The sequence below is a fragment of the Micromonospora orduensis genome (assembly GCF_006228125.1).
Taxonomy (GTDB): Bacteria; Actinomycetota; Actinomycetes; order Mycobacteriales; family Micromonosporaceae; genus Micromonospora; species Micromonospora orduensis.
Genome location: NZ_VDFY01000017.1, coordinates 1 through 1,595, shown reverse-complemented (window position 1 = coordinate 1,595; position 1,595 = coordinate 1). Strand labels below are relative to the sequence as shown.

Genomic DNA, 1,595 nt, shown 5'->3' with positions numbered 1-1,595 from the left:
GCTTGATATTTAACCTGCTGGGCGGTGGTATCGACCCCGGCTGATCATGACGACAGCCCTTGATCGATCATTCCTCTTGTCTAGGGAAGAAGATCGCAAACCAAGGGCTGTCTGGTGATCAGTGTGCACGATGGCGGAGCGTTCGACGCGGTCGGGCGGCTGGCCGCGTTCCGGCGTGAGTTCCATCGTTGTCTGACCGCTCGTGGGGATGCGTTGTTCGAGCTGGCGGACGCGCTGTTGTGCGGGGATGCGCCGGTGCGTTCGCTGGTCGAGTTGTCGCTGGTGGGTGAGCACCGCCGCGGTCACGGCTCGCTGTATGCGGCGTTGAACCGCGGCCGGATCGACATCGAGCGGCTGCGGACCGCGGTCGCGGCGGTGCCGCTGCCGCGGGCCGCGGACGGGCGGATCGTCCTGGCGGTAGACGTGACGTGCTGGCTGCGCCCGGAGGCGCACACCTGCCCGGAGCGGGTGCTGTGCCACACCTACGGGCGTGGCAAGGACACCCACATCGGGGTTCCGGGCTGGCCGTACTCGTTCGTCACCGCCCTGGAGGCCGGGCGCACCTCGTGGACCGCGCCGTTGGACGCCCGCCGGCTGGCGCCCGGCGACGACGCCGCCACGGTCACCGCCGGCCAGTTACGAGACGTGGTGCGGCGGCTGATCGCTGCCGGGCAGTGGCAGCCCGGTGATCCGGACGTGTGGATCGTCGCGGACGCCGGCTACGACGGGCCCCGGCTGGCGTTCCTGCTGGCCGACCTACCCGTTCAGGTGTTGGTGCGGATGCGGTCCGACCGGGTGCTGCGCCGGCCCGCGCCACCCCGGCTGCCCGCCACCACCGGCCGCCCACGAAGGCACGGCGGCGAGTTCATCTTCGGCGACCCCGCCAGCTGGGGCGACCCGGACGTCGCCACGACCACCGACACCCGCCTCTACGGCACCGCGACCGCGCGAGCCTGGCACCGGCTGCACCCCAGGCTGACCCACCGCACCGCCTGGACCGCCCAACACGGCCCGCTACCGATCATCGAAGGCACCGTGATCCTGCTGACCGTCGACCGACTGCCCAGCGGCGCCACCGCGAAACCGGTCTGGCTGTGGTGGTCGCAGGCAACCGCCACCGACGCCGAGGTTGACCTGCTCTGGCAGGCGTTCCTGCGCCGCTTCGACATCGAACACACCTTCCGCATGCTCAAGCAAACCCTCGGCTGGACCAGCCCGAAACTGCGCGACCCCCACGCCGCCGACCGCTGGACCTGGCTCGTGCTGGCCGCCTACACCCAACTCCGGCTGGCCCGCACCGCCGCCAGCGACCTCCGCCGGCCCTGGGAACGCCCCGCACCACCCGAACGGCTCTCACCCGCCCGCGTCCGCCGCGCGTTTCGGCACCTACGCGCCAAAGCCGGCTGCCCCGCCGCCGCACCGAAACCGAGCCGACCAGGCCCAGGACGACCACCCGGACACCCCAACCGCCACCGAGCCGCCCGCCACGACGTCCACATCGTCACAGCCGCCACCAGCAACAAGCCGAACAGCAACACCAAGAAAACGAAGACCCCGAATAGCCCGAGGCCACGACGCACAGGTTAAAGATCAAG

1 protein-coding gene is annotated in these 1,595 nt (G+C 70.7%); it reads left to right on the top strand.

Going from position 1 to position 1,595, the window contains the following annotated elements; translation table 11 throughout:
- Positions 1–114: 114 nt before the first annotated feature.
- A complete protein-coding gene (locus tag FHG89_RS00105) occupies positions 115–1,587 on the top strand; it encodes an NF041680 family putative transposase (RefSeq protein ID WP_139581809.1) in 1,473 nt (490 codons plus the stop codon).
- The last annotated feature ends 8 nt before the right edge of the window (positions 1,588–1,595 follow it).